Origin of the sequence: Pyxidicoccus trucidator, from assembly GCF_010894435.1 — a bacterium.
Lineage (GTDB): Bacteria > Myxococcota > Myxococcia > Myxococcales > Myxococcaceae > Myxococcus > Myxococcus trucidator.
Map to the genome: position 1 here is coordinate 454,658 of NZ_JAAIXZ010000001.1, position 21,022 is coordinate 475,679.

At 71.3% G+C, this 21,022-nt stretch carries 17 protein-coding genes; 7 read left to right on the top strand and 10 right to left on the bottom strand.

Going from position 1 to position 21,022, the window contains the following annotated elements:
- The first annotated feature begins 247 nt into the window (after positions 1–247).
- On the top strand, positions 248–1,366 hold the full coding sequence (locus G4D85_RS02025; protein WP_240359022.1) for a polysaccharide deacetylase family protein: 1,119 nt from the start codon (positions 248–250) through the stop codon (positions 1,364–1,366).
- Between the two features lie 69 nt (positions 1,367–1,435).
- On the opposite strand, the gene G4D85_RS02030 is transcribed toward G4D85_RS02025, so the two are convergent.
- Positions 1,436–2,182 carry a hypothetical protein gene (locus tag G4D85_RS02030; protein ID WP_164007333.1) on the bottom strand — a complete coding sequence of 249 codons (747 nt, stop codon included), beginning with the start codon at positions 2,180–2,182 and terminating at the stop codon, positions 1,436–1,438.
- 72 nt (positions 2,183–2,254) lie between these two features.
- Positions 2,255–3,151 carry a MaoC family dehydratase gene (locus G4D85_RS02035; protein ID WP_164007336.1) on the bottom strand — a complete coding sequence of 299 codons (897 nt, stop codon included), beginning with the start codon at positions 3,149–3,151 and terminating at the stop codon, positions 2,255–2,257.
- A 409-nt stretch (positions 3,152–3,560) separates the two neighbouring features.
- Between G4D85_RS02035 and G4D85_RS02040 the strand changes: the two genes are divergently transcribed.
- From G4D85_RS02040 to rimO, 5 genes are all read left to right on the top strand, one after another.
- Positions 3,561–6,548, top strand: coding sequence for a serine/threonine-protein kinase (locus G4D85_RS02040; protein ID WP_240359023.1), 2,988 nt, complete (start codon positions 3,561–3,563; stop codon positions 6,546–6,548).
- A gap of 194 nt (positions 6,549–6,742) precedes the next feature.
- Complete coding sequence (locus G4D85_RS02045; RefSeq protein ID WP_164007340.1) at positions 6,743–8,383, top strand: ribonuclease J; 1,641 nt, start codon at positions 6,743–6,745, stop codon at positions 8,381–8,383.
- 21 nt (positions 8,384–8,404) lie between these two features.
- The gene (locus G4D85_RS02050; RefSeq protein WP_164007342.1) at positions 8,405–8,902 is read left to right on the top strand and encodes a YajQ family cyclic di-GMP-binding protein; all 498 of its coding nucleotides are present in this window, start codon (positions 8,405–8,407) and stop codon (positions 8,900–8,902) included.
- Between the two features lie 9 nt (positions 8,903–8,911).
- Positions 8,912–10,018 carry a DOMON domain-containing protein gene (locus G4D85_RS02055; RefSeq protein WP_164007344.1) on the top strand — a complete coding sequence of 369 codons (1,107 nt, stop codon included), beginning with the start codon at positions 8,912–8,914 and terminating at the stop codon, positions 10,016–10,018.
- A gap of 32 nt (positions 10,019–10,050) precedes the next feature.
- On the top strand, positions 10,051–11,448 hold the full coding sequence (gene rimO / locus G4D85_RS02060) for a 30S ribosomal protein S12 methylthiotransferase RimO (protein ID WP_420821694.1): 1,398 nt from the start codon (positions 10,051–10,053) through the stop codon (positions 11,446–11,448).
- Between the two features lie 82 nt (positions 11,449–11,530).
- On the opposite strand, the gene G4D85_RS02065 is transcribed toward rimO, so the two are convergent.
- From G4D85_RS02065 to rplU, 7 genes are all read right to left on the bottom strand, one after another.
- Positions 11,531–12,499, bottom strand: coding sequence for a hypothetical protein (locus G4D85_RS02065; RefSeq protein ID WP_164007347.1), 969 nt, complete (start codon positions 12,497–12,499; stop codon positions 11,531–11,533).
- 142 nt (positions 12,500–12,641) lie between these two features.
- A complete protein-coding gene (locus G4D85_RS02070; protein WP_338052853.1) occupies positions 12,642–14,204 on the bottom strand; it encodes a hypothetical protein in 1,563 nt (520 codons plus the stop codon).
- A 10-nt stretch (positions 14,205–14,214) separates the two neighbouring features.
- Positions 14,215–15,111, bottom strand: coding sequence for an outer membrane lipoprotein periplasmic chaperone LolA (gene lolA / locus G4D85_RS02075; protein WP_164007349.1), 897 nt, complete (start codon positions 15,109–15,111; stop codon positions 14,215–14,217).
- Between the two features lie 79 nt (positions 15,112–15,190).
- Positions 15,191–15,868 carry a TrmH family RNA methyltransferase gene (locus G4D85_RS02080; protein WP_164007351.1) on the bottom strand — a complete coding sequence of 226 codons (678 nt, stop codon included), beginning with the start codon at positions 15,866–15,868 and terminating at the stop codon, positions 15,191–15,193.
- Positions 15,869–15,872: 4 nt separating this feature from the next.
- Entirely contained in the window at positions 15,873–17,288 is a 1,416-nt protein-coding gene (gene obgE, locus G4D85_RS02085) for a GTPase ObgE (RefSeq protein WP_164007353.1), read from the bottom strand.
- Between the two features lie 128 nt (positions 17,289–17,416).
- On the bottom strand, positions 17,417–17,689 hold the full coding sequence (gene rpmA, locus G4D85_RS02090; RefSeq protein WP_163996080.1) for a 50S ribosomal protein L27: 273 nt from the start codon (positions 17,687–17,689) through the stop codon (positions 17,417–17,419).
- Positions 17,690–17,727: 38 nt separating this feature from the next.
- Positions 17,728–18,036: a 50S ribosomal protein L21 gene (rplU, locus tag G4D85_RS02095; RefSeq protein ID WP_164007355.1), complete on the bottom strand. Its 309-nt coding sequence runs from the start codon at positions 18,034–18,036 to the stop codon at positions 17,728–17,730.
- A gap of 256 nt (positions 18,037–18,292) precedes the next feature.
- Here rplU and G4D85_RS02100 point away from each other — a divergent pair, with 256 nt between their 5' ends.
- Positions 18,293–18,640: a hypothetical protein gene (locus tag G4D85_RS02100; RefSeq protein ID WP_164007357.1), complete on the top strand. Its 348-nt coding sequence runs from the start codon at positions 18,293–18,295 to the stop codon at positions 18,638–18,640.
- Between the two features lie 49 nt (positions 18,641–18,689).
- On the opposite strand, the gene G4D85_RS02105 is transcribed toward G4D85_RS02100, so the two are convergent.
- The gene (locus tag G4D85_RS02105; RefSeq protein WP_164009034.1) at positions 18,690–20,855 is read right to left on the bottom strand and encodes a protein kinase domain-containing protein; all 2,166 of its coding nucleotides are present in this window, start codon (positions 20,853–20,855) and stop codon (positions 18,690–18,692) included.
- Positions 20,856–21,022: the final 167 nt, after the last annotated feature.

The following is a 21,022-nucleotide window of genomic DNA, read 5'->3' on the forward strand; positions in this document are numbered from 1 at the left end:
GAATCCCCGCCACGTGACGGGGACCTCCGGGGTCCTCCCGCTCCCCTGGCGGGCCGCCCCTGGCAGGCCTGCTCGATTGCCCCACGTCCAGGACCTCTGCTATCGCCCCCCACCTCGCGCCACATGAGCGTGGCGCCGGGAGGGGGCAGTCATGTCGCGGCCGTGCAAGGGTTTGAGAGGAATTGTCACACTGTTGCTGATGGCGCTGGCGGTGCCGGCGTCCGCGGCCAATCCGTTTGAGCAGGGGATGGTGACCATCACCCTGGATGACGGCTGGGCCACGCAGTACACGAAGGCGCGTCCGGCGCTCAACGCGCGGAACATGGACGCCACCTACGCGCTCGTCACCAACGCCATCTCCCAGGGCTGGGGCGGCTACATGAGCCTGGCCCAGGTGCAGACGCTCGTCGCGGAGGGTAATGACATCGCCAGCCACACGCTCACGCACCCGGACCTGACGACGCTGTCCGCGCCCCAGCTCACCTCCGAGCTCCAGGACTCGCAGGCGTGGCTCCTGAGCAACCTGAACGTGTCCGCCGTGCCGAGCTTCGTGGTGCCCTACGGCATCTACAACAACACCGTGCAGGGCTCCATCCGCCAGTACTACGCGAGCAGCCGCACGGTGAACGCCGGCCGCAACTTCCGCGACACGCTGGTGTACGAGCTGCGGGGCAATGACGTGCACCGCGCCGTGACGGTGGCCACCGTGCGCGGCTGGATTGACCAGGCCATCGCCGAGAAGAGCTGGCTCATCCTCGTGTTCCACGAGTTCGTGGACGGCACGCCGACGCGCGACACGCAGTACAAGACGGCCAACTTCGCCTCCATCCTCAACTACATCCAGACGCGCGGCGCGCGCACCGTCACCCTGTCCGAGGGCGTGGCGATGATGGAAGGGCGCACCGACCCGGACCCCGTAGCCGGCCTGCCCATCTACGCGGACGCGCTGGAGAGCGGCTTCGCCAACTGGAGCTGGGCGACGCACTCGCTCGACGAGACGGGCGTGGTGCACGCGGGCAGCTCGGCCATCAGCTTCGAGGCGGACGCGTGGTCCGGGCTGATGTTCCACCACTCGGGCGTGGACCTGTCGCTGTACCAGTCCCTCGAGCTGTGGGTGCATGGCGGCACCACGGGTGGGCAGTCCGTGCAGTTGGTGCTCCATGACGGCACGCAGACGCTCGGGGCCGTGTCACTGGACGCGGCGCTGGGGGCGGCCATCGCCCCGGGCACGTGGCAGAAGGTGACTGTCCCGTTCAGCAGCCTGGGCCTGACGTCCGGGACGCTGGTGGACCTGTACTTCCAGGACGCCTCGGGCGGAGACCAGGCCACGGTGTACCTGGATGACATCTCGCTGATTCCCCACTGAGGCGCTCGGTGGGGCCGGGCTCCGGGCCTTCCCTCGGGGAAGGCCGGCCTGGAGCCCGGCGCGGGGGCTTCAGAAGCGGCCGGAGAACCCGCCGATGAAGCCACCGTGAGGCGTGGTGCCCGCGGAGGGGACCAGCAGCAGCGCCGGGCTGGAGCTGGGGCCCCGCCGGGGCTCGGGGCGCGACTGGGAGGGGGACAGGTCCTCGGACAGCTCGAAGCCGACGACGGAGCCGAGCACCGCCGCCAGGGGGACGCTGAGGAGGACGACACTGCCGTCGCCGTTCTCGATACTGCTATTGATGAGCACCGAGGCGAGGAGCGCGCCGCCCCCGCCCACGAGCATCCCCAGGTAGGAGCTTCCCAGCCCACCGCGGACTCCCAACAGCCGCCCGACCGCGAAGACGCCCAGGGGAAGACCGAGGGCCGCTCCGCCGAGTGCTCCAAATAGAATCGGACCGAGGCAATCCTCACTTCCACAGTCGGAGACCCCGACCAGCGCCACCATGCCCAGGACACCTCCCACCGCGCCGGTGGCGCCCGCGCCCAGCGATTCGAGCAGGCCCCGAAGGGCCAGCGGCATGGTGGAGCCACTTCGCGGCTCCGGCTCGCGCAAGTCCAGCGGCTCGCTGAGGAGGTCCGGAATGGGCGTGAGCTCCGGTGCGGGAGCGGGCTCGGCCGGGACGAGCGGCGGAACGGACACGGCCTCCGGGGGAGCGGAGTCCTGGGCCTCCATGGGCACCGCCCAGGCCTCGGAGAGGCCGGGGAGCGCCGTGCACAGGAGGAAGAAGGAGATGGCGAAGCGGCGGAACTTGACCATGCGGGCAAGCCTAGCGACTTCCCGAGACGCCTGCGCAGTGCCCCAGGGTGCGGACGGACCGCGCCATCGGTCTCAGGCGCCGGGCGTCAGCAGGCCGTGGACGTGGGGCTGTCCATCCTCGGCCCTCACACGCCAGGCGACGCCTCCCCCGGGCTGCGCCGCCGTCTGGAACACCACGCGCGAGGGCAGCAGCAGCGGGCGGCGGAAGTCCGAGGTGAGCGTGAGGGCGGGTGCTTCCGCGGCCTCGCCCATCTCCGCCACGCAGCGACCCACGGTCCACATGCCGTGGACGATGGCGCGTGGGAAGCCGAAGAGGCGCGCGGTGAGGGCGTACAGGTGGATGGGATTGTAGTCGCCGGAGGCGCGCGCGTACCGCCGGCCGGTGTCCTCGGGCACCGACCAGTTCGCGGGGCGGCTGCTGGCGAAGCGGGCGTCCTCTTCGGTAGCAGTGGAAGCGCTCGCGGGCTTCGGCTCGCGAGGGCGCGCGTCGGCACCAGGAAGGCGGCGGAGCATGGTGGTGAAGGCGCTCCACACGAGCGTGCCGTCCACCTCCACGTGGGTGTGCAGGTCCAGCTCGCGTCCCAGCCGCACCTCGCGCTGTCCCTCCACCCAGGTGTGCACCGAGAGCGGCGTCCCCTCCTCCAGCCGGCGGTGCTGCTGGATGCGGTTGCGCACGTGAATCATGCCGAGCAGCCGGTAGGGGAACTCGGGGTGGTTGAGCAGCGCGATGTGCAGCGGCGCGGCGAGCACCTGTGGGAAGGGCAGCGGCAGGTACCCGTCGGAGGGGAAGCCGCAGACCTCCCGGTAGCGGGCGAGCTGCACCGGGTCCGGAGCGAAGTGGCGCAGCCGCACTTCCAGTCGGGGCACCTCGGCGGGGCGCGAGGGACGGCGGGCCACGGCGGCACGCAGCAGCTCCCTGGCGAGCGGTGGGGGCGAGGTGAGCTCGAGGACACGCGAGGTAGCGGACACGGAAGGCTCCTATCGGGAAGCGGCCGGACGCCCCCTTATGGCAGCACGCGCGGCGGCGGGCGGAAAGAAGTGTCTCCGGCACGACGCGCGGGAATCAGCCAGACAACGAAGTCGCGGGCGGATGAGCGGGAGTCGGGAGCCGCCCTGCCTGAAGTCCCCTGGCGAAAGCAAGGCCCCTGCCCCGGGCCCCGCCCCTTCTCACGGGCATGCGGCGTGGGAGAACATCCTGGCCGTGTCCTGTTTCGATGAGAAGGCCGCACGCGCGCTCGCCGCCGGCATGCTTCCCAGTGTGGAAGCAAACCGGCTGCGTCGTCATGCGGAGGGGTGCCGCCATTGCGCGTCGCTCCTGGCACGGGTGACGCCCCCGGGTTCCGCCTCTCACCGTGCCGTCGTCGCTTCAGGGGAGGCGGTGACGATTCGGAACGGCAATGAGCCGCGCGGCGCCGCGAAGGCTGGCGCCGACGACAAGCACGTCACCGAGCCCATCCCCGTGGCTCGAGCGTCCAGGTCGCGAAGGGCTGGACGCCGCGACCCCGCCCCCGCGCAGGTGACGTTGGTTGTCCCACCGCCCGCGCGGCCCCAGGGCGCCAGCGTCCGCGTCCCGCCTCCCAACGCGAACGCGAGCGTGCCCGCCTCCGAGAAACCGCTCCGCCCCGAGCCGCGCGGCTCGCCTCCCGAGGCCGTGGCCCCCGCCCCCGCGCGCAAGGCCCCCGCGGACCGCGAGTCGCCCGCACGCGCCTCGGTGGGCCGCTACCACATCCTCGACAAGCTGGGCTCCGGCGGCATGGGCGTCGTCTACAGCGCCTATGACCCGGAGCTGCACCGGCGCGTGGCCATCAAGCTGCTGCACCCGGACGCCAACACGGTGGTCCGGGCCGACGGCTCCTCGCGACTGCTGCGCGAAGCCCAGGCCATGGCGCGCCTCTCCCACCCGAACGTCGTCTCCGTCTACGACGCGGGCACCTTCGCCGGGCGCGTCTTCATCGCGATGGAGCTGGTGGAGGGCCTGTCCCTGCGCCACTGGCTCCAAGCGGAGCACCGCACCTGGCGCGAGGTGATGGAGCTCTTCCGCCAGGCCGGCCAGGGACTGGCGGCGGCCCACGCGGCCGGGCTCGTGCACCGCGACTTCAAGCCCGCCAACGTCATCGTGAACCGCGACGGCCGTGCGCAGGTGATGGACTTCGGACTGGCCCGCACCACCACGGACCTCGAGGCGGCGGAGGCGGGCCGGCCCACCACGCCCTCGCTGCTGCCCATCACCCAGGACGACCTGCTGGAGTCGCCCCTCACCGAGGCCGGCCGTGTCATGGGCACCCCCGCGTACATGCCGCCCGAGCAGCAGCACGAGGACGGGCGCACCGACGCGCGCGGAGACCAGTTCAGCTTCTGCGCCTCCCTGTATGAAGCCCTCTACGGACAGCTCCCCTTCGAGGGGAAGCGCTCGGCGGAGTACCTGAGCGAGGCGCGCACGGGCCGCGTGCGTCCGCCGCCCCGGGGCAGCCGCGTCCCCTCCTCGCTGTTTCGCGCCCTCGCCCGGGGCCTGTCCCCCTCGCCCGAGGCGCGCTACGCGTCCATGGCGGTGCTGCTGGAGGCGCTCGGCGGGGACCCGTCCGTGGACTGGCAACGTCGCGGGGCCGTGGCCGCCGCGGCGCTGCTGCTCGCCAGCGCCGTGGGCGTCACGTGGTGGGTGGGCAACCACCGTCGGACTCCCTGCCGTGACGCCGAGGCCAGGCTGGCCGGTGTCTGGGACGGTCAGCGCAAGGTCGACGTCCAGCAGGCCTTCACGGCTACGGGCAAGCCCCACGCGCCCACGGCCTTCACGCGCGTGACCGCGACGCTCGACGGCTTCGCGCGCGAGTGGACAGGCATGCACCGCGAGACGTGCGAGGCCGCCCGGGTGCGAGGCCACCAGTCCGACGAGGTGCTGTCGCTGCGCATGGCGTGCCTGGAGCGTCGCCGCTCCGCCCTGGGCGCGATGACGGGCGTGCTCGTGCAGACGGATGCCGAGTCGCTCGACTCCGCGCTGGACGCGGCGCAGCGCCTGCCGCCCGTGTCCGGCTGCGCGGACGTGGAGGCCCTGCGACGCGGGCTGCCCGAGTCCTCCGAGCAGCGCGAGCAACTGGAGGCCCTGCGCGCCCGCGTGGACCGCGCCACCGCGCTGGTGGAGGCGGGCCGCTACACGCAGGCCCAGGAGGAGCTGAAGGTGGCGCTGGAGCAGTCGCGCACGCCGGACTCGCGGCCGGTGCTCGCGGAGGCGCTGGAGCTGGAGGGCCGGCTCGGCCTCGTCATGGGCGACGAGGCCCGCGCCCGGGCCGCGCTGCGCGAGTCCCTGCTCACGGCGCAGGCCCTCCGCCATGACCAGCTGGCCGCCCGCGCCGCAGCGCGGCTGGTCACCACCGTCTCCTCCGAGCGCACGCTGGAGGAGTGGAGCGTGGCGCAGGCCCGCTCCGCAATCGAACGCGCCGGCGGAGCCCCGGAGCTGGAAGCGCTGCTCCAGATGAGCCTGGGCCGCAACGACTTCCTCCGGGGCCAGTATGCGCAGGCCGCGGAGGCCTTCGCTCGCTCCGCCACGCTGCGCGAGAAGGACCTCGGCGCCGAGCACCTGCTCACCGTGGAGTCGCTCCGCAATCAGGCCGCGGCCCTGTCCCGCACGCCGGACACCGAGCGCGCCGCCGACCTGCTGCGCCGCGTGCTGGAGACGACGGAGCGGGTGATGGGCCCCGACCATCCGCAGACGGCCATGGCCGCCAACGCCGTCGGCTACCACCTGGTGTCCAGCCGCCGCTTCGAGGAGGGCATGCCGTACCTGCTGCGGGCCATTGCCCTCGAGGAGCAGGCGCTGGGCGCCGACAGCGCCACGCTGAGCTACCCGCTCAACAACCTCGCCGACGCGCTGGAGTCACTCGACCGCTACGCCGAGGCCCGGCCCCTGCGCGAGCGCGCGCTGGCGTTGGACCTGAAGGCCCATGGCCCCGCGCACCCGGAGACGGCCGCGGACCTGACGGCGCTCGGAGACCTGGCCCTGCGCGAGGGCAGGCCGCGCGACGCCATGGACTTCGCCCGGCGCGCGGTGGACGCATACGAGGCCTTCCAGAAGGACCACCCGGACGTGGCCGCCCCGCTGACGACGCTGGGACAGGCGCTGCTGGCCCGGGGACAGGCGCGCGAGGCCCACGCCGCGCTGGAGCGCGCGCTCCACCTCCGCACCCTCCACCCCGGCCCGGGAGCGGACCTCGCGAAGACGCGCTTCGCCCTCGCTCGCGCCCTGCCCTCGAAGGACGCCGCCCGGGCGCGCGCGCTGGCCACCCAGTCCCTGGCCTTCTACGCCTCGGACGCCGCCACCTTCTCCGCCGAGGCCGACCGCATCCGGGAGTGGCTCCAGGGCCGGCGCCGCTGAGTCCTCCGCTCCGGGTCTCTCCGGACCTGTCGGACCTGGCGAGGGCCTCGTCGCCGGCTTCTCACCCTTCGTGCGCCTGGGCGGGCGCCAGCGCCAGCCAGGGGGGCCGGCGACCGGACCCGGTCGCTCTTCCGCCTCCCCTCCATGCAACTTTCCGACGCGCGCGACGGGCTGAGTCCTTACACTTCCGTCAAATGCTTCACGTCATACCCCTCGGCGGCCTCGGAGAAATCGGCCTCAACTCCATGGTCGTCGCCTGTCGCGGGGAGATGCTGCTCATCGATGCCGGGCTGATGTTCCCCTCCGCGGGGATGCCCGGCGTCGACATCATCATCCCGGACTTCAGCCACCTGAAGCAGAACGCCGCCCAGCTCAAGGGCGTGCTGCTCACCCACGGCCACGAAGACCACCTGGGCGCGCTCCCCTACCTGCTCAACGAGGTGCCCGTCCCCGTCTACGGCACGCGCTTCACGCTGGCCATGGCCCGCCACCGCCTGAGCGAGATGGGGCTGGAGGCGGACCTGCGCGAAATCGAGCCGCGCGAGCCCTTCCACGTGGGCACCGCCTTCAAGGTGGAGGCCAGCCGCGTCACCCACACCGTGCCGGACGCGGTGGGCTTCATCATCCGCACCCCCGAGGGCACCCTCATCCACACCGGGGACTTCAAGCTGGACCCGGACCCCATCGACGGGCTGCGCACGGACCTGGAGCGCTGGGGCCAGGCCGGCGAGGAGGGCGTGCTGTGCCTCCTGTCGGACTCCACCAACTCCGAGCTCACCGAGGAGACGGGCAGCGAGCGCGTGGTGGAGCAGACCTTCGAGCGCCTCTTCACCGGCGCCACCGGCCGCATCATCGTCGCCCTCTTCTCCTCCAACCTCCACCGCGTGCGGCACCTCCTCGCGCTCGCCGAGCGGCTGGGGCGCAAGGTGGCCCTCCAGGGCCGCAGCATGATTCGCAACGTGGAGATGGCGCGCGAGCTGGGCTACCTGGACGCGCCCGACTCGCTCTTCATCCACCTGGACACGGTGACGCAATTGCCGGCCCACCGCGTGCTGGTCGTCACCACCGGCGCCCAGGGCGAGCCCCGGGCCGGGCTGTCACAGCTGGCCGCGGGAGACGGGCCCGTGCGGTTGGACCCGGGAGACCTCGTGGTGCTCAGCTCGCGCCCCATCCCCGGCAACGAGCGCTCCGTGGGCGCGCTCATCGACGAGCTCCAGTGGCGCGGCGCGCGCGTCGCCTACGCGCAGCTGGAGCCGGGCGTCCACGTCTCCGGCCACGCCAGCCGGCCGCAGCAGCGGCGGGTGCTGGATTTGGTGAAGCCGCGCCACTTCGTCCCCGTGCACGGCGAGGGCCGCCACCTGCACCGACACCTGGCCACCGCGCGCGAGGCCGGCCTGGAGCCCGCGCAGTGTCTGCTGGCGCAGGACGGAGACATCGTCACCTTCCAGGAGGGCCGGGGCCGCTTCAGCGGCAGCGTGCCGGCGGGCCGCGTCTTCAAGGACAGGTTCGGCAGCGGTGTGGTGACGCCGGACACCCTCCAGGAGCGCGTGAAGCTGTCGGAGACGGGCATGGTGGCCGCCGTCGTCGTCCTCCAGCGGGACAACCAGAAGCTGGTGGCGGGGCCCCAACTGTCCGGCCAGGGACTGAGCCTGGACGAGCAGGTGATGCTCCCCCGGGTGGCCCAGGAGGCCCGTACCCTCTTCGAGGCCCTGTCCCCCCAGCTCCGGGGGGACGACGCCCTGGTGCGAGAGGAACTCACCCGGGCGGTGCGCCGCGCCTTCAAGCTGTACACCTCCCGGCGCCCCCTGGTGGTGCCCATGGTCGTCCGGGTGTAGGTGTGGTAAGGGCCGCACCCGATGCCATCCTTCGACGTCGTCTCGAAAATCGACCTGGCCGAGCTCGACAACGCGGTCAACCAGACCAAGAAGGAGCTCAGCACCCGCTATGACTTCCAGGGCACCCAGGCGGACGTGGTGCTGGCCCCGGACCATACCGCCATCACCGTGAAGGCCAACAGCGAAGACCGCGTCCAGGCCGCCAAGGAAGTCCTCCTGGGCAAGCTGGCCAAGCGCAACATCAGCCTCCACGCGCTGGAGTACGGCGACATCGAGAAGACCGGCCTCCACAACGTGAAGCAGGTCATCAAGCTCCAGCAGGGCATCCCCGTGGAGAAGTCCAAGGAGCTGGTGAGGCTCCTCAAGGACTCGAAGATGAAGGTGCAGGGCTCCATCCAGGCGGACCAGCTCCGTGTCACCGGGAAGAACCGGGACGACCTCCAGGCCGCCATGGCCCTGTTCCGCAAGGAGCAGGACCGGATGAAGCTGGACATGCAGTTCACCAACTTCCGCGATTAGAAGACGCCCATGCGCGCCGCTGCTGCCCTGTCCCTCTTCCTGATGCTGTGCGCCCCGGCCGTGGCTTCCGCCCAGGAGGAGCGCCCCGCCCGGGCAGTGCCCGTCCTGTCCAAGGCCCCGCGCTTCCAGGGGGGCCTCAAGGGCCTCACCTCGCCGTTGCTGCTCAAGCCCGCGCCCGTCGCGGGGGCCAGTGCGTCCTTCACCGCGAAGGTGGGCGTGCGCAAGGACACCCTCTATGTGGCCGTGGAGGCCACGGACGACCAGCTCGGCGCGGCCGACCTGCTCACCGTGTCCCTCTTCTTCCCGGGCTCCGGCCCCACCGCCACCGGCTACACGTGGCGCTTCGCCTTCGACGGCAAGCGCGCCTCGGGCGCGGAGAGCGGCACGCCGGCCTTCGCCCAGGAGAAGGTGACGGCGGCCGTGCAGCGCCGGGGCAACACGCTGGAGCTGATGGCCTCCATCCCCGTGCGCGCCTTCCCCCGCTTCCCCGCCACGGACCCGCTGGTGATGGACCTGTGCCTCACCTACGAGGACCAGGACGGCACGGGCGGCAAGACGACGTCCGTCTCCAACTGCCAGAGCGGCACCATGGTGGGCGAGGCGCTCCGGCTGCCGGACGAGCTGCGCAAGGGCCTGAAGCTGAAGCCGCCGGAGGCCGTCACCGCGCTGGAGCCCGCGAAGGACGGCTGGCTGGGCTGGGATTTGCTCAGCTTCCCGGCCTGGGTGCAGGCGGACGTGCCCCTGACTCCCGCCTCGCTGCGCACGCTGGCGTTGCCGGGCTCGCTGGAGGCCTCGAAGATGGGCGTCAACGTCCCGGAGGCGCTCAGCCTGCCGGACGGGCGCCCCGTCGTCTCGGTGCTCTCAGGGAAGAATCCCTATGCCGTCGACGGTCGGTGTGACGCCGATAGTGAGCTGCGGATGGGGCTATACCTGGTGACGGGGAAGACAGGGCTTCGGGTGCTCGAGTGGCCGGCCGCCACCTGCGCGCTGGGTCGGGCTGCTTCAATGGAATTGGATGAAGAGGGAGCGCTGACCATCGGTTACTCGAACGGCGCGACCATGAACTTTGTCTGGAGTGGCGACCACTTCGGGCAGACTCAACTCGGAAAGCGGTAGACGCAGTGGACGACACCAAGAGCCTGTACATGATGACCCTCGGCTGCCCGAAGAACCGGGTGGACTCCGAGGTGATGCTGGGCACGTTGCAGCACCACGGCTACAAGCTGGTGCAGGAGGCCTCCGAGGCCCAGGTCATCGTGGTCAACACGTGCGCCTTCATCGGTCCGGCGAAGCAGGAGTCGGTGGACTCCATCCTGGAGATGGCCGAGCTGAAGAAGTCGGGCGCCTGCCAGACGCTGGTGGTGACGGGCTGTCTGTCCCAGCGCTACGGCCAGGAGCTGTCGAAGGAGATGCCGGAGGTCGACCACTTCCTGGGCACCAGCGCCTACGCCCAGATTGGCGACCTGCTGGCCGCCGAGGCGTCGCCGCGTCAGGTGATTCCGGACCCCGACTACATCCACGACTCCAACACGCCGCGCGTCAACTCGATGCCGAAGTACACGGCGTACCTCAAGGTGTCCGAGGGCTGCGACAACGCCTGCGCCTTCTGCATCATCCCCACGCTGCGCGGCGGGCAGCGCTCGCGCCCCATCGACGACATCCTCATCGAGGCGAAGCGGCTGGCGGACAGCGGCGTGCAGGAGCTGAACCTCGTCGCGCAGGACCTCACCGCGTACGGGCATGACCTGCCGGGCAAGCCGAAGCTGCATGACTTGCTCAAGGCCCTGGTCCAGGTGGACGTGAAGTGGATCCGCCTGCACTACGCCTACCCGCGCGTGTTCCCGGACGAGCTCATCGAGGTCATGGCCGCGGAGCCGAAGATTGCCCGCTACCTGGACATGCCGGTGCAGCACGTCAGCGACAAGCTGCTGCTGTCGATGAAGCGCGGCCGCAACTCGGAGTTCCTCAAGGGCCTGCTGGCGAAGCTGCGCGCGCGCGTGCCCGGGCTGGTGATGCGCACCTCGCTCATCGTCGGCCTGCCGGGGGAGACGGAAGAAGACTTCGAGATGCTGAAGGAGTTCGTGAAGGCGCAGCGCTTCGAGCGGCTGGGCGTCTTCCAATACTCCGACGAGGAGGGCACCGCCGCGTTCGACTTGCCGGACAAGGTGCCGCAGAAGACGATTGAGCGCCGGTGGCGTGAGGTGATGGCCATCCAGAAGCGCATCAACCGCGAGCAGAACAAGAAGCTCGTGGGGCAGCGGCTGGAGGTGCTGGTGGAAGGCCCCGCGCCGGAGACGGAGCACCTGCTGGTGGGCCGCCACCAGGGACAGGCGCCGGACATCGACGGGCTCGTGTACATCAACGACGGCTTGGCGTACCCGGGGGAGCTCGTCACCGTGGAGGTGACGGAGGCCCACGACTACGACCTGGTCGCCCGCGTGGTGGAGCGCCCGGACCCGAAGCAGCGCCAGCACACCGCCCGCGACGCGCATCCCGCGCCCGTGCCGGTGGTCGCGAAGCCGCGCCCCGCGACTCGCGCGGAGTAGTGCGTCACCCGGGGCCGTGGGCAGTGCGCCACGGCCCGTGCGGCAGTTGGCCCGCTGAAATGGCGCGGGCCGTGCGACGCGCTCACTTCGTGGGCGCGTCCTCCAGGAGGATGCGGCGGCCCGGGCTGACGGCCTGCAGCCGCTCGCGCAGCTTCTCCCGCTCCTTCTGCATCCCCTTCGGCAGCGCTGCCAGCTTCTCGTGCAGCTCGCGCGCCGTCTCGTCGTACCAGTCCTGGCGAGCGGTGCCGCCCGACGCGAGGTAGTGCGCGGCGCCCGCCAGGAGCACGCAGGCGTTCTCCCAGCCCGGGTCCTGTCCGGGACCACCCTCGTTACGGGTGAAGAGGACGGCCTGCCCCAGCGTCGTCCCCGGCGCGAGGACCACGGTGACGAGGGAGAACGCCGCGGTGCCCGAGGGCTCGCGCATGCTGAGCCAGAGGAACCAGTAACGCCCCTCGGGGGCGGGGGACTCCACCACGTAGATTTCAGTAATCGGCGCCAGGCCGCCGCCGGGCAGCCGGCCCACGAGGCCGACCTCTTCAGGCACCACCAGCACCAGCGAATCCACCGGGAGCTTCAGGTCATCACATGGCAGCGTGGGCGGCGTCTCCCTCAGCAGCCGCCGGGCGAGCTCCGCCGTCACTTCGTAGCGCTGCCGGCCTCGCTGCTCGTGGGCGACGAGGTGCCAGTGCCGGAGGACCGTCTGGAAGGTGGACTGACGAAGCTGCTCGCGGGCCGCAGGCGCTTCGATTCCGCGCCGCTCGCTGATGTCGTCCAGGGCGAAGCGCATCGCCTCCGCCATCTCCTTGTCCTTCATGAGCTCGACGTAGCGCGTGTAGCCGACGCGTGCGGCCACGCGCTCGACGACGGCCAGCAGCGCGTAGCGGACGGCGCCCGCACCCTCCTCCGCCGACAGCTTGCCCCGCTCCACATCCTTCACGAGGACACGCTGCATCCGCGTGAAGCCCTCCTTCTCCAGGTAGAGGCGGGCCAGCTCGATGGAGTGGCGCTGCTCGGTGTACTGACGGTCGAACTCGGTCGGGGGCGGTCGCATGAGGGAGGGAACCCGTGGGACGTGGAGCCCGGAGCAGAACGCAGGCCCCGCCGACTGTCCAGGCAACCGGCGTGGCCCATGACGTTCCCACGTCAGTCCGCCAGCCCTCCCCCACCCGCCGTACGGGGAGCAGCTCCGGGCGCTACCTCGGGTCCTCGGGCTCCAGCTCGCGCTCCTCGGGCGGAGGCTCACGCGAGGGCGAGGTGCGGGAGGGCAACGCCACGCCCTCTCCCAGCGGGGTGGGCTGGCACTCGCACAGGGTGCGGCGGGAGGCCGTCTCGGTGACGAAGGCACAGGCCGTGGGGCACTCTGGCTGGCGGCCCTCCTCGAACAGGGCCAGCTTGAAGCTGGCGGCGGCGGACAGGGCCGCATGGCACGCGGGCAGCGCCTGCGCCAGCGAGGTCCACGGCAGACGGTGCTGCGTGGTGAGCCCCCGACTGGTGGCAGGGAAGCTCAGTCCCACGCCGCAGCCCGTCTCCAGCCGCAGGCCGTCCGCGCCCAGGGCCTCCAGGTGCAGCCGTCCCCCCTCGGGCAGGTCGCGATGAACGGCGCCACTGACGGAGACACTGCCGTCCGGCTCGCGCCGCACGTGCAGGCCGTAGCAGGCCTCCTCGCTGAAGGTACCGTCCGGGTGGGCGCACCGCTGGCGCTCCACCGAAGGCGACGCCGCCGACGCCGATGAAGAAGCCGAAGCTTCGCCCGGAGCTGGAGCACCCGACGGAGCCGGGGCCGAGGCTCCGCCCGGTGCGGGGGCAGTAGCCGAAGCCGCCACCCCACCTGACACCGGGGCCGGAGCAGGCGTCAGCGGCCCCACGCGCGGCCGGCGCAGCACCAGCGCTCCACCCTTCGCGTCGAGCGTGGCCGTGAAGCGCCCCCAGACATCCGGGCCCAGCCGCCCCAGGCTACTCGGTGAGTCCCACCGCCCCGCCGCCTCCACCACCAGCGGGCTGGCTCCCACGCCTTCCGCCACCTCCACCGCATCCACCGCGAAGGTCCGCGCTGGAAGGTTGGCCGCCGTCTCCAGCGGTTGCAGCCCCTGCGCCTCGGCGGGCCCCACCGCCAGCCGGGAGAAGGGCTCACGCGAGCCGAGGACGAAGGGGCCCGTCAGGTCCGCACCGCCCTGTCTCACCCGCACGGCCAGCAGCGGCCAGTCGCCCAGCGGCTCTCGGTTGAGCTCCACCACGTAGACCTCGCGCGCGGCCTCGGAACCTCTCGCCTCCGCGGCGTACGCCTCGCGCGGGCGGGAAGCCGTGAAGGTGACCTCGCGACGCAGCGGGTCCACGGTGAGCGCAAGGGGCTCCAGCACGTCCGCGCCCAGCGTCACCGCGCAGGCCCGCTCGCCGGACAGGCCCGCGGTCCGCATCGGCGACACCACCGGCCCCACGGAGAACGCGGGCAACGGCACCACCGGCCAGGACCTGAAGCCGCCCGCGGGCTCCGGAGCGCGCACGGTGCCCTCGGGCGCGGGGGGCTCGCCCTCGAAGCACCCCTTGGACACGAGGGAGAGCGGCCGCGCCACATCCAGCACCACCGGCACGGCGCGGGTGCCCAGCCGGCCCGCCACCGTGAGGCGCAGCGCGGGAGACGCCAGCAACGGCAGCGTCTGGCCCGCGAAGCCCTGGGGCTTGGAAGAAGGGCCGGAGGCCGCACCCTGCCGGCACCCGGCCACCATCATCAACCCTACGAGGAGGAACGCGCCGCGCACGTCCCGCAGGTTACTTCTTCTGGCCCTTGGTGAAGTCATCCACGCGGGTGTCATCCGGCACGTCCAGCTTGAAGCTGTCCGCGGCGATACCCACGTTCGTCTTCAGGTCGATGAAGGAGATGGCATTCTCGCTGCCGTCCGGGTCCACCACGGTGCTCTTGAGCACCTGAGCCGTGCTCGGGTCCACCTCCAGGCGCACCTGGCGGAAGCGGGGCTCGGCCTTCAGCGGGTCCAGCACCAGCAGCGTGCCCTTGCAGTCCTTGCACGCGCCCTTGGTGATGGCGAACTCGTCCGCCAGCTTCCCCTGGCCGAACAGGAATGTCACCGAGGCGGAGAGCTGGCTCGTGTCCACGCTGCCCACCGTGAGGCTCTGCGCGGCCGGGTCGTGCGCGTACACCTTGTTGCCGGCCAGCACGAACGTGCGCGGGGAGGGCTTCTGGTACTCCCACCGCATCAGGCCCGGCTTCTTGTAGCTGACGGTGCCTTCGGACGTCTGCGTGCGCCGGAAGGTCTTGTACTTGTAGTCCTGCCGGAAGGCGGCCCGGAAGTCGCCGGTCTTCTCGTAGAAGGCCTGCATCCGGTCCACCAGCGTCTTCACCTCAGGCGTCATCGCCGGAGCCGGCTTCGCGGCCGCGGCGGGCTTCGCCTCGGCCGACTTGCCCTGCTGCGGGGCCGCGGCCTTGCCGGCCTCGGCGGCGGGCGTGGCGGGCTTCGCGGCGGGGGCCGGCGGCGTCGCGGCCTTGCCCGTCGCAGGCGCCTTGCCAGCCTCGGCCGCGGGCGTCGGAGCGGGCGCGGCCTGGGCCACCACGGGCTTCACCGCCGACTGGGCGGGCACGGGCTGCGCGGGGGAGGCCGCCGGGACGGCGGGCGCGGACAGGAGCGTGGCGAGCAGGGCTTCCAGGAACATGGCGTGCGTCTCCAGGCGGGCCGTGTAGGCCCAGCAGCGACCATCTACCCCATACCGACGGGGGACAGGGGCACGGCATTCATGGCCGCGTCTTGAAGATGCGCTTCCTCTGTTTGATGGACAGCACGTGGAAGCGCTCGCGCAGGGCCTGGGCCTCCTCGGGAGACAGGTCCCCCGAACCCCCCAGGTGCTCGTCCCGCCAGGCGACCGCCCGGCTGATGCAGGCGGACGCGGCGGCGGAGATGTTGAGGCTCTGACTGAAGCCCTTCATCGGCACCCAGAAGGTGCCGTCCACGGCGTTCAGCACCTCCTCACTCACCCCGCGCCGCTCGTTGCCGAAGACGAGCGCCGTCTTCACGTCGAAGCGCATCGTGTAGAGGCTGGTGGCCCCCTCGCGGATGGCGGAGGCGTACAGGAGGAAGCCCCGCGACTTCAGGTGCTCGCGGCACTCGGCGAAGCTCTTGTAGAGCTTCACGTCCAGCCACTTGTCACACCCCTGGGACACCTTCGAGTTGGGAACGAAGGGGGCCTCGGGGTTGATGACGACGTGCACCTCCTGCACGCCCATGGACTCGCAGGTGCGCAGCACCGCGGCCATGTTGAAGCTGTCCTCCAGCCGGTCGAGGACCACGGTGAAGTTGCGCGTCCGTTGGCGGATGACCTGGTCGATCTTCTCCTTGCGCGCTTCGAGCAGGAACTGCTCCGGCTCGAACTGCTCCTTCTCGAAGCGCTCATAGCGACCACCGCCACCGGACATCGCCTCAGGACCTCCTGCCGCCGGGCTTGCGCGCCGGAGCCTTCTTCGCGGCCCGTGTCTGCTTCGCGGCCGGCCGCTGCTTCGCCACCGCCGCGCGCTTCGCCGGAGCCTTGCGCGCAACAGGCTTCTTCGCGGCGGCCTTGCGAGCGGGGGCCGCCTTCTTCGCGGCCTTGCGCGCGACAGGCTTCTTCACGGCCGCCTTGCCCGCACCCGCCGCCTTGCGCGCCGGCGCCTTCTTCACGGCCGTCTTGCCCGTACCCGCGGCCTTACGAGCGGGAGCCGCCTTCTTCGCGGCCTTGCGTGCCGGGGCCTTCTTCGCGGCGCCCGCCGTCGCGGCCTCGCGAGCCGGAGCCTTCTTCGCCGCCTTGCGCGCCGGAGCGGCCCGGACGGGCGGCTCCACATGCAGCTTCTCCGTGCGGCCGGTGAAGAGCACCTCCGCCACCGAGTCCATCAGCGCCTGCATGCCCTCGCCGGTGACGCAGGACACGGGGTAGACGCGGATGCCACGCTCACGCAGCGCCTCGGTGAGGGACTCCAGCTTCGCCTGCGCGTCGGGCAGGTCCAGCTTGTTGGCCGCCACCACCTGCGGCTTGGACGACAGCTCCTCGCTGTACTTCGCCAGCTCCGTGTTGAGCACGTCGAAGTCGTGCAGCGGCGCGCGGCCCTCGCCCTCCGCCCCCATGTCGAGGAGGTGGATGAGCACCTTGCAGCGCTCCACGTGACGGAGGAACTGGTGGCCCAGCCCCACGCCCTCGCTGGCGCCCTCGATGATGCCGGGGATGTCCGCCATGACGAAGGACAGGCTGTCCTTGTACTGGACCATGCCCAGGTTGGGGACCAGCGTGGTGAACGGGTAGTCGGCAATCTTCGGCCGCGCCCGGCTCACCCGGGAGATGAAGGTGCTCTTGCCCGCGTTGGGGAAGCCCAGCAGGCCCACGTCGGCCAGCAGCTTCAGCTCCAGCCGCAGCGTCTTCTCCTCCCCCTTCGTCCCGTCCTGCGCGAAGCGCGGCGTCTGCCGGGTAGAGGTGGCGAAGTTCATGTTGCCCAGGCCGCCCCGCCCGCCCTTCGCCGCCACCCAGCGCTGGCCGGGCTCGCCCAGGTCCACCACCAACTCCTCGGTGCCCGCGTCCTTCACCAGCGTGCCCACCGGAACCCGGAGCACCATGTCCTCGGCGCCACGACCGTTGCAGTCGTTGCCCATGCCGTGCTCGCCGGACTTCGCGAAGTGGTGCTGCTGGTAGCGGTAGTCGAGCAGCGTGGTGAGCTGCGGATCCGCCACGAAGATGACGGAGCCACCATTGCCACCGTCTCCCCCGTTGGGGCCGCCGCGCTCGATGTACTTCTCCCGCCGGAAGGAGACGGAGCCGTTACCGCCATCGCCCCCCTTCACGAAAATGCGGACTTCATCGACGAACTTCATGAAAGGACTCCTGAAAAACGCAGAGCGGGCCGCCCTCGCGTCCCGCTGCCGGAAAGGGCGCGTGGACTGGAGAAGCGACCCGCTCGTGGGTGCCACACGGCTGCCGGCCTCGAGGGGCCGGCGGACCGTCAGGCGCTCGGCTGGGCAGCGGCCGGGTAGACCGAGACCTTCTTCTTGTCGCGGCCCAGGCGCTCGTACTTCACCACGCCGTCGACCACCGAATAGAGGGTGAAGTCACGGCCGAGCTTCACGTTGGAGCCGGCGTGGATGACCGTGCCCACCTGGCGAACCAGGATGCTGCCGGCCGACACCGTCTCACCGCCGTACACCTTCACACCACGATACTGCGGGTTGGAATCACGCCCGTTGCGCGAAGAACCCTGTCCCTTTTTATGGGCCATGACACCTTGCTCCTGAAGTTGGGGGTAAACCGTCCGGACTAGCCGGCGATGGAGGTGACCTTCACCTCGGTGTACGGCTGACGGTGGCCGCGGCGGCGCGTCCAGCCCTCCTTCTCCTTCCGGAAATGGAGGACGCGGCGGTGCTTGTCCTGAGCCAGGACCTTGCCCACCACGCGAGCGCCCGACACGGTCGGCCGGCCCACCTTGGGGCTGTCCGTACCACCCAGCATGAGGATGTCCGTGAAGGTCACCTCGGCGCCAATGTCTCCCGCGATCTTCTCGATCCGGAGCACATCGCCCTCGGCGACGCGGTACTGCTTACCGCCCGTGCGAATGACTGCGTACATCGTCAAACCCCTGTCAGCTTTCGGGTTGGGTCAACCCTTGGAATCGACCGCGCATTTCGGACGGGTCCACCATCCAATCGCGCCAAAGGCGGCGGGATTTACGGGATGTGCCCTGGGGAGTCAAGGCGGATGAAGGATCATCCCGCACACCCGGGGTGGTTTACTCGCCCCTGGAACCAATGTTAACTGGAAACCGGGCTTTCGGTCGCTAGGATGCGGGCCGATCAACCAACCTCTATTCGAGGGGGAATCCACAATGAAGAAGATCATGATCGGCCTGGTGGCCGTCTCGTCGCTCGTTTTCGGTACCGGCTGTGGTGGTGACGTGTGCGAGGACATCGCGGACGCCTTTGAGGGCCTGGACGCGAAGACCGAGGACTGTCCCTCGATCAACGCGGTCGTCGGCAACCTGGAGTTCACCGACGAGGACATCGACGAGTGCAAGAGTGACTTCGAGGATTGCTCGGGCGATGACAAGGACGCGCTGAACGACACCATCGACTGCATCAACGACCTCCCGGACTGCGAGGAGGGCGAAGAGGCCTCCTGGTCCCAGAAGTTCACGGCCTGCAGCGAGAAGAGCGAAGACGTGACCTGCGAGTAGTCCTCGCCTCGTCTTCACTTTTTCGGTAGCGCCGGGGCCCGGCTCCCTCTCAGGGGGACCGGGCCCTGTCATTTCCCGGTGCGGGCGCGGCCCGGGCCGCCAGCGCCCGGCGGACCACCCGGTAGCGCTGAAGCAGCCCCGGCTCCAGCGGATCCAACGCCAGCCCGCGCTCATAGTGATCCAGGGCCCGCGCCAGCTGGCCGCCACGCTCCAGGCCTCCTCCGGACAGGAAGTGCACGCGGGCCATCCCCTCGGCCTGGGGGTGACGGGCGAGGAACTCGCGCCGCAGCGACGCGAGCTGCTCGGCCGTGAGCCCGGCCTCCAGGCAGCGCGCCACGCCCAGGTGATTGCCGTGCCCCGCGTCGTACAGGGCCCGCTGGACGGGCGCCCCGAGCGCGTCGCCCGCCTCGCGGACGCGGACCCGCACCGCGTCGAGCTGGGCGCGCTGGGACGGGGACAGGGGTCGCTGGCGCAGCGACTCCAGGGAACTCCAGGCCTCACGCGTCCGGGCCCGCACCGCCTCCATGTCGGCATCCGGAGGAAGCGCGAGCACCGCGTAGTGGTCCCCCGCCGAGCGCTGGCGCCAGGCCTCCAGCACCCGGACCGCGTCCGCGTCGTCCCCCCGGGGGCTTGGGTTCGGGCCGCGCGGAGTCTCTCCCTTGAGGAGCTGATCCACCGCGGCCTTCAGCGTGGCGGTGGCCTCCACGAACTGGACGCCGAAGCCGGTGGGCATGCCCCAGACCCGGGCCTGCTCGGGAGGCACCTGCCGCACCACCTCGCAGAGCACCGACAGGGGGCCGGACTCCAGCTCCAGCACCACGGGCAGCCTCGCGCACAGCGGCGGCAGCGAGCCCTCGCTGCGCAGGAACAGGCCGCCGCGCGACAGGTCCGAACCCGTGAGCCGCACGGGCTCCTCTCCCGGCCGCAGGACCACCTGCACCGGCAGCTCCACCGTCCGCGGGCGTACCGGCGTCGCGGCCCGGGCCGGAACCGCGGAAGGGCTGCCCACCGAGGCTGGCGTGGAGGAACTGCCCACCGAGGCCGGCGTGGAGGGGCTTCCCTCGGAAGCCGGGGCGGACGGGCTGCCCGCGGCGGACGGGCTTCCCGTGGAAGCTGGCACGGAGGGAGCCCTCCCGGACGGGCGGCTCGGCGCAACAGCCCCGTTGGGGCCCGCGCCCCCCGTGGACGCACCGGGCGGTGTCGCGGCGAGGGCGCCCGCGTCCTGCCCCTGCGGCCGGGCATCCTCGGCGATGGCGGCCTGCAGGGCGGCACGAAGCGCCATCGCGGACGGGTAGCGGTCCTCGGGCGCCTTGGCCAGGGTGCGCAGGATGACGCGCTCCACGGCCGGGGACACGCCCGGGTGCACCGAGCGCGGTGGCGGCGGGGGCCGCGTCTGGTGGGCCACGAGCTGCGCGGCCAGTCCCTCGTCGTTGAAGGGCAGCTTCCCGGTGACGAGCTGGTAGGCGATGACGCCCACCGCGTACAGGTCCGCGCGCCCGTCCAGGCGCCGGCCCACGGACTGCTCCGGCGCCATGTACTCGGGCGTGCCCACGATGATGCCCGCATGCGTCTGCGGCAGCTGCGGATCCACCAGCTTGGCGATGCCGAAGTCGAGCACCTTCACGAAGGGCATGCCCCGCCCGCGTCGCACCAGGAAGATGTTGTCCGGCTTGAGGTCGCGGTGGACGATGCCTCGCGCGTGCGCCGCGTGGAGCGCGTCACACACCTGCGCCAGCACGGCCACCACCGCCGCGGCCGGCAGCGGCGTGCCCACCCACGCGGACAGCGGGGCCCCGTCCAGGTACTCCATGATGAGGTACGGGCGCGGCGGCGCGGCGTTCAGGTCGAAGATGCTGACGATGTTCTCGTGGCCGATGACGTTGACGGCCCGCGCCTCCGCGTGGAACCGCCGCACCAGCTCCGGGTACATGGCCAGGTGGTCGTGCAGCACCTTCACCGCCACCCGGCTGCCAATCGAGACGTGCTCGCCCAGGTACACCGCCCCCATGCCGCCCCTTCCGAGACGGCGCACCAGACGGAAGCTGCCGAACCGCTGGCCCACCAGCGGGTCCGCTTCCTCGCCTGGCGGGGTGCACCTCTGCCGAGGCGTCCCCGCGCTTGCTTCGTCGGCGCGTACCAGCGTCGAGCACGATGCTTCCGCCCCATGCCACCGGCCGCACGCCACGCACTCACCGCTGTTGCTCACCTCGGCCATACCGCTCCCCCGGGCCTGCCTGCACAGCTTGGACACCGGGGAAGACATGCATCCACTGTCGGTACGGGCGGATGTCACGTAGTACCGCGCTACCCGGAGCCGCGGTCGCAGAGGACGGTCCTCCGGAAGACGCCCCTGCTGCCGAGAATCCATCACGCTGGTTAGAG

Coding starts and splice junctions, on each gene's coding strand:
- G4D85_RS02025 (WP_240359022.1), top strand. CDS start 248: ATGGTGACCATCACCCTGGATGACGGCTGGGCCACGCAGTACACGAAG.
- G4D85_RS02030 (WP_164007333.1), bottom strand. CDS start 2,182: ATGGTCAAGTTCCGCCGCTTCGCCATCTCCTTCTTCCTCCTGTGCACG.
- G4D85_RS02045 (WP_164007340.1), top strand. CDS start 6,743: ATGCTTCACGTCATACCCCTCGGCGGCCTCGGAGAAATCGGCCTCAAC.
- G4D85_RS02050 (WP_164007342.1), top strand. CDS start 8,405: ATGCCATCCTTCGACGTCGTCTCGAAAATCGACCTGGCCGAGCTCGAC.
- G4D85_RS02055 (WP_164007344.1), top strand. CDS start 8,912: ATGCGCGCCGCTGCTGCCCTGTCCCTCTTCCTGATGCTGTGCGCCCCG.
- rimO (WP_420821694.1), top strand. CDS start 10,051: ATGACCCTCGGCTGCCCGAAGAACCGGGTGGACTCCGAGGTGATGCTG.
- G4D85_RS02065 (WP_164007347.1), bottom strand. CDS start 12,499: ATGCGACCGCCCCCGACCGAGTTCGACCGTCAGTACACCGAGCAGCGC.
- lolA (WP_164007349.1), bottom strand. CDS start 15,111: ATGTTCCTGGAAGCCCTGCTCGCCACGCTCCTGTCCGCGCCCGCCGTC.
- G4D85_RS02080 (WP_164007351.1), bottom strand. CDS start 15,868: ATGTCCGGTGGCGGTGGTCGCTATGAGCGCTTCGAGAAGGAGCAGTTC.
- obgE (WP_164007353.1), bottom strand. CDS start 17,288: ATGAAGTTCGTCGATGAAGTCCGCATTTTCGTGAAGGGGGGCGATGGC.
- rpmA (WP_163996080.1), bottom strand. CDS start 17,689: ATGGCCCATAAAAAGGGACAGGGTTCTTCGCGCAACGGGCGTGATTCC.
- rplU (WP_164007355.1), bottom strand. CDS start 18,036: ATGTACGCAGTCATTCGCACGGGCGGTAAGCAGTACCGCGTCGCCGAG.
- G4D85_RS02100 (WP_164007357.1), top strand. CDS start 18,293: ATGAAGAAGATCATGATCGGCCTGGTGGCCGTCTCGTCGCTCGTTTTC.
- G4D85_RS02105 (WP_164009034.1), bottom strand. CDS start 20,855: ATGGCCGAGGTGAGCAACAGCGGTGAGTGCGTGGCGTGCGGCCGGTGG.